The sequence below is a fragment of the Tardiphaga sp. genome, from assembly GCF_044340795.1.
Lineage (GTDB): Bacteria > Pseudomonadota > Alphaproteobacteria > Rhizobiales > Xanthobacteraceae > Tardiphaga.
The window spans coordinates 1-5,991 of sequence record NZ_JBIISY010000311.1 but is presented as its reverse complement, the minus strand read 5'-3'; the positions used below and the strand labels follow the sequence as shown (position 1 = coordinate 5,991).

The 5,991-nt window shown below is 54.7% G+C and carries 6 protein-coding genes; all 6 read left to right on the top strand.

Translation table 11 applies throughout. The features are described 5' to 3' along the window. A partial coding sequence (locus tag ACIQ17_RS29795; protein ID WP_398473059.1) for an AMP-binding protein occupies positions 1-1,322 on the top strand: 1,322 nt, incomplete at its 5' end. Further along, positions 1,319-2,500 carry a thiolase C-terminal domain-containing protein gene (locus ACIQ17_RS29790; protein WP_398473058.1) on the top strand — a complete coding sequence of 394 codons (1,182 nt, stop codon included), beginning with the start codon at positions 1,319-1,321 and terminating at the stop codon, positions 2,498-2,500. The genes ACIQ17_RS29795 and ACIQ17_RS29790, both read left to right, overlap by 4 nt. Further along, a complete protein-coding gene (locus ACIQ17_RS29785; RefSeq protein WP_398473057.1) occupies positions 2,497-2,916 on the top strand; it encodes a Zn-ribbon domain-containing OB-fold protein in 420 nt (139 codons plus the stop codon). The genes ACIQ17_RS29790 and ACIQ17_RS29785 overlap by 4 nt, the downstream gene beginning before the upstream one ends. A gap of 135 nt (positions 2,917-3,051) precedes the next feature. Next, a complete protein-coding gene (locus tag ACIQ17_RS29780) occupies positions 3,052-4,215 on the top strand; it encodes an acyl-CoA dehydrogenase family protein (RefSeq protein ID WP_398473055.1) in 1,164 nt (387 codons plus the stop codon). Positions 4,216-4,227: 12 nt separating this feature from the next. After that, positions 4,228-5,835: a carboxyl transferase domain-containing protein gene (locus ACIQ17_RS29775; protein WP_398473054.1), complete on the top strand. Its 1,608-nt coding sequence runs from the start codon at positions 4,228-4,230 to the stop codon at positions 5,833-5,835. Positions 5,836-5,851: 16 nt separating this feature from the next. Beyond that, positions 5,852-5,991, top strand: a 140-nt coding sequence (locus tag ACIQ17_RS29770) for a biotin carboxylase N-terminal domain-containing protein (RefSeq protein ID WP_398473060.1), incomplete at its 3' end; no start/stop codon positions are given.

The window sequence follows — 5,991 nt, the reverse complement described above, 5'->3', positions numbered from 1 at the left end:
CCGAATATATTGAGGTTGAACTTGCCGCAGCGAATCTCGGCGTCATAACCGCTTGCCTCAACTGGCGTCTATCGTCACGCGAACTCAGCTATTGCATCGACCTTGTTTCCCCCAAACTCGTTATCGTAGAGACTGACCTGAAAAGCATTCTTGAAAATGGCGATCGGAATATACTCGAGATCGGACCACCGTACGAAGATCAATTGGCGCAGCAGATCGATCACGAGTGTCAGATTGTAGCCCAAGCAGAAGATGGCCTCGTGATCCTCTATACGAGCGGGACCACGGGGGTGCCAAAAGGCGCTGTCATCTCGCATCGCGCAATGATCGCGAGATCGTTGGTTTTCAGTTCCGAGCTTGCCATCTCAAATCGCGATAGCTTCGTAGCTTGGGCGCCAATGTTCCATATGGCATCTACCGATCATGCGATCTCGACATTGCTTCGCGGCGGTATCGTCGTAATGATCGACGGATTTCAGATCAAGCCGATGCTCGATGCTCTCTCCCATCATCAAATTGGATGGCTGGTTTTAATTCCGGGCATGGTCGAGGCCTTCGCTGCAGCGTTGAAGCAAGAAGGTACACTTGTTAAAGGTGTTCGCATTTGCGGAGCTATGGCCGACTTGGTTCCGCCTCATGCGATTGCTGAAGTCACCGAGCTATTACAGGCACCCTACCTTAATAGTTTCGGCGCAACCGAGACGGGGTTGCCTCCCGCAACGCGTGCGCTGATTGCTCCCGGAATTGTTCCGCAGCAGCTTCCGAAGCAACAAAATGCGTTTTGCCAGGTCAAATTGGTGGACCCTCTGGACCGCGAAGTTACGCAGGGCATGCCCGGTGAACTTGTCATGCGCGGTCCCACCTTGTTTTCCGGATATTGGCAAGCCGACGACGTGAACCAACGGGATTTCCGAAATGGATGGTTTCATATGGGCGATGTATTCCGCCGAAACGAAGATGGCACGCTCGAATTTGTCGATCGCGTCAAGTATCTGATTAAGTCCGGCGGTGAGAATGTCTATCCCGCCGAGATCGAGCGTGTTCTCATGAGTGACAGCCGCGTTGCGGAAGCCGCGGTTGTTCGAGCAGCAGACAATAGATGGGGAGAAGTCCCTGTCGCTTTTGTCGCCCGAAGCGATGACAGCGTGACCGAAGCGGATCTTGTGCGCCTTTGCCGACGCGAGCTTGCCGCCTACAAGTGTCCGCAACAATTCAAGTTTATCAATTTCTCTGAATTTCCGCGCTCGACCAGCGGCAAGGTCCAGCGCCACGAGCTCGAGGCCATGCTCACCAAGGCTGCCGCGGGAGGAAATGCATTTTGAGTGAAACTACGCTGCGCGGCAAAGTCGCGGTCATCGGCATCGGTATATCACCGGTCGGTAAAGTGCCAGGGCGAAGCCCTCTATGGCTGGCCGCCGACGCTTCCAAAAAAGCACTCGCCGATGCCGGCCTAGAGAAAAGTGTCGTCGATGGGGTACTGTCGTGTCACGCTTTCGCATCTCCATTTCATCGGTTTAGCGTAGCCCTGAGTGAGTATTTTGGCATTCAGCCGACATTCTCGAATACGTTGCAGGTATCGGGCGCAACGGCTGCAACGATGTTCAATATCGGCGCCGCTGCGATCCAAGGCGGTTTAGCGAAAGTCATTCTCTTGACGGCCGGTGATAGCTTGATGACAGGGTTAACGCCAGAGATGGCGTTACGCTCGATGACTGAAAGCCGTGACCAGCAATACGAAATGCCGTATGGGATTCCAGTAGCTAACACTTTTGCCATGACAGCTCATCGTCACATGCGGGAGTTCGGTACGACGGCGGAACAACTCGCTGAAGTCGCGGTGGTGTCGCGGCGGCACGCGTCACGCACGCCGGGCGCTCAGCAAACCGCGCCGATCACCATCGACGACGTATTGAATTCGGGTTGGGTCACCACACCCTATCACAAGCTTGATTGCTCGTTAATTTCAGATGGTGGAGCCGCATTCATCTTAACCTCCGCCGAGCACGCGAAGGAACTCGGTATTGTTAATCCAATTTATATCTTAGGCGGCGGCGAGTGCTACACGCACGAGCACATATTTCTGATGCCGTCGCTAACATCCACCGGCGCCGTCATGTCCAGCCGCAACGCTTACGCCATGGCAGGATATGGCCCCAAGGATATGCATATCGCCGGAATCTACGATTGTTTCACCGGTACGGTTATTATGATGCTGGAAGACTTGGGCTTTTGTCCAAAGGGGGAAGGCGGCCGTTTTGTCGCTGATGGCCATATGACCTATGGTGGTCAGATTCCATCTAATACTCACGGCGGGCTTCTGTCCTTTGCGCACCCAGGCATGCCAGGCTCGCTCTTTCATTTTTACGAGGTGATCGCGCAGCTGCGGGGACAGTGTGGTGAACGGCAGGTTGCTGGCGCACAGCTCGGGCTTGTCCACAGCTTGGGCGCAGGTTACGCGACAAACGCGACTACGGTTCTCGGTACGGAGAATGTGCTGTGACAGGCAATGACAGAGCCAGCGAAAAGCCGATCCCGTCGCCCGATGCGGACTCCGCGCAGTTGTGGCGGGGACTGCGCGAAGGCGTTTTGCTGCTGCAACATTGTGACAAATGCCGTCATGTCCAATATTACCAGCAAGGTATGTGCCGACAGTGCGGCGCCGAGGATATCAGGCATCGACCGGCATGCGGACGCGGCAAGGTCCATTCGTTCAGCGTCGTGCATCGCGCACCAGGCCCTGCCTTCAAGGACGACGTGCCTTATGCAGTCCTGCTGGTCGATCTCGAAGAGGGCCCACGAATGATCAGCACTTTTACAGGCGGGCCACCTGAAGACGTCACCTTCGATTTGAATGTCACGTTGGTGGTGGAGATTTCGGGGGACGGGACAGCTCTACCGCGCTTTCGCCGCTCGTAGAGCCGCCTCGATGCAGAAACCGATTAAAAACTACGTCAAAATTTCTAACAAGCGTTAGTTTCTAACGATTGTTAGATTGCGCGCAGGCGACGTTCTGCGTAGGATATTTTCTGAACTTGGAAAAGGAGCTTCATCATGGACTTCGATCTCACGCAGGAACAGCAACAGATCCTCGACTATGGAAACTCCATCGCGAAAAAGTTTGATCGGCGCTATTGGATGGATTGCGCTGACAAGCACCAATTCCCGGAGGCTCTGTACCAAAAAGTTGCCGACGATGGCTTCGTCGGAACGATGGTGCCGGAGGAGTACGGCGGTGCAGGTCAAGGCATGGTCGAAATGCACCTGTTCTTGGAGGGCCTCTCGAACAACGGAATTCCTCTTTTGAATTTAGTTGTCGGGGCGGCAATGAGCTTAGGATTCATAGCGAAACACGGTACAACGGCACAAAAGTCGCGCTATCTCCCCGATGCGTGCTCCGGCAAGACTCGTTTCTGCTTCGCGATCACGGAGCCTGATGCTGGTACTAACACGATCCGCACCAGCACGATTGCAACCAAGCGCGGGAATCGATTTTCCTTAAATGGTCAGAAAACATTCATCACCGACGCCGATGGAGCTGATTATGCGCTCGTTGTCGCTCGCACTAAGCTCCACACTGACGTTAGCAAGAAAACCGACGGCTTCACATTGTTCATTGTAGATCTCAAGTCTAAGGGACTTCAGAAGCAATACATTCCTGTCAGTATTCCGGCGCCGGAGACGCAATGGCAGCTATTCTTCGACGATGTAGATCTCGGACCGGAGGATGTTGTAGGCGAGATCGACCAAGGTTTCGGTATCTTGTTCAAGAGCCTCAATCCCGAACGAATTTTGGTTGGTTCAATCTGTTGCGGTCTTGGCCGGTATGCCCTCAACCGGGCTGTCGAGTACGCGCGAGAACGGAAGGTATTCAACAACGTTCCCATAGGCTCCTATCAAGGCCTTCAACACCCGCTGGCGGACGCGCGCACTGATATTGAAATGGCTTCTTTGATGACTTTGAAGGCGGCTTGGACTTTCGATCAGGGGCGCGAGGCTGGTGAGTTTTCGAACATGGCAAAGCTCGCCGCAGCGGATGCCGGCATCAAAGCTGTAGACACCGCAATTCAATGCCACGGAGGTAATGGCTTTACAAAAGAATATGGCATCTTTGACATCTATCCGATGGTGCGTCTGCTAAAAACCGCGCCACTTAACCGCGAGATGATCCTCAACTATATCGGCGAGCACGTGATGGGCTTGCCGCGCAGCTATTAGGTCAAACGCCGCATGGCTACTATGAAGTTAGATATTTCGACCACAAGCGACGAATTTCAGCGCAATCGCCAAGCTTATGAAGCTCGGATCGCTGATCTGCACGCTCGTCGCGCGGCGGCCACCATCGGCGGACCGGAGCGGGCTCGACGGCTGCATAAGGAGCGCAAGCAACTATTGCCGCGCGAGCGGATCACCGCACTTCTTGATCCTGGTTCACCGTTTTTAGAATTCTGCCAACTGGCCGGGGAAGGCCTGCATGACGGCGTTCCGCCTGGGGGTAGCATAATCACGGGCGTTGGCATTGTATCAGGCCGCGCCTGCATGATAATTGCAAATGATGCTACGGTTAAGGGTGGTACCTATTACGGCATAACGTGCAAAAAGCACGTCAGAGCCCAGCGCTTCGCATGGCAACATCGTTTGCCCTGCATTACTCTTGTGCAGTCTGGGGGCGCTAATCTGCCGGACCAACCAAACATATTTCCAGACGAAGGTCAGTTTGGATCAATTTTCTACAACCAGATCCGGATGTCCGCTGAGGGTATTCCGCAGATCGCAGTGGTACATGGTCCATCAACGGCTGGTGGCGCATATATTCCAGCGCTATGCGACGAGACCGTGATCGTGCGCAATCAGGGCGCAATGTTCCTCGGTGGACCGCAGCTCGTCTACGCAGCTACAAAAGAAGAGGTCGGTGTCGAAGCGCTTGGCGGAGGTGAGATGCATAGCCGCATCAGCGGCGTTACTGACCATCTAGCGGAAAGCGACAGTCACGCCATCGCTATTACCCGAGATATCGTTGCCCGACTCGGCGATGTCCCGCAGCAGAAATGGAGTACATCGTCGCCACTTCCGCCGCGCGCCGACCCTGCCGAAATTTACGGCCTCATCAGCGCTGACCCGAAGGTGCCGACAAACAATCGCGATGTGATCGCCCGTATTGTGGATGATAGTGAGTTCCACGAATTCAAGCCACTGTATGGAGAAACCCTGATCACTGGATTTGGTCGTATCATGGGCTTCGAAATCGGCATCCTGTGCAACAACGGCGTGCTGTTTTCCGAAAGCGCGCTAAAGGCAACTCACTTTATCGACCTCTGTTGCAAGCGCAAAATTCCCTTGCTGTTTATGGCGGACGTCACCGGTTTTATGGTCGGCCGGGAAGCGGAGGAAGGCGGCATTGCGAAGAATGGTGCCAAGATGATCACCGCGATGGCCAGTGCTAACGTGCCAAAATACACATTGATTATCGGCAACGCTTACGGTGCAGGGTATCTTTCGATGTGCGGTCGCGCGTTCCGGCCGAACGCGATGATGATGTGGCCTAACGGACGCTCAGCTATCATGGGCCCCGATCAGGCTGCCAACACGCTTGCGATGGTGAAGGACGAGACCCACAAGCGCGAGGGAACAAGTTGGACCGAAAGCGAGCGTGAAGCCTACCGCGCACCGGTTCGCGAAGAATTCGAAGGCTTCGCTAACGCGTACAACTTCGCCCGCAATACCTGGTGTGACATGGTGATTGACCCGCTCGAGACGCGAAATGTGATGGCGCTGCTACTCGACCTTGCGGGCCGCCTGCCGCAGAAGCACACGGATTTTGGCGTACTGCGGATGTGACGACAGAGGACTGATCGTGTTTAAAAAAATCCTGATTGCGAATCGTGGTGAGATTGCTTGCCGGATCGCGCGCTCCTGCCATAAGCTTGGCGTCGAAGTAGCCGGTGTTCACTCTTCGGTCGATGCCGGTTCGCTGCACGTCAAGACTATCGGGGA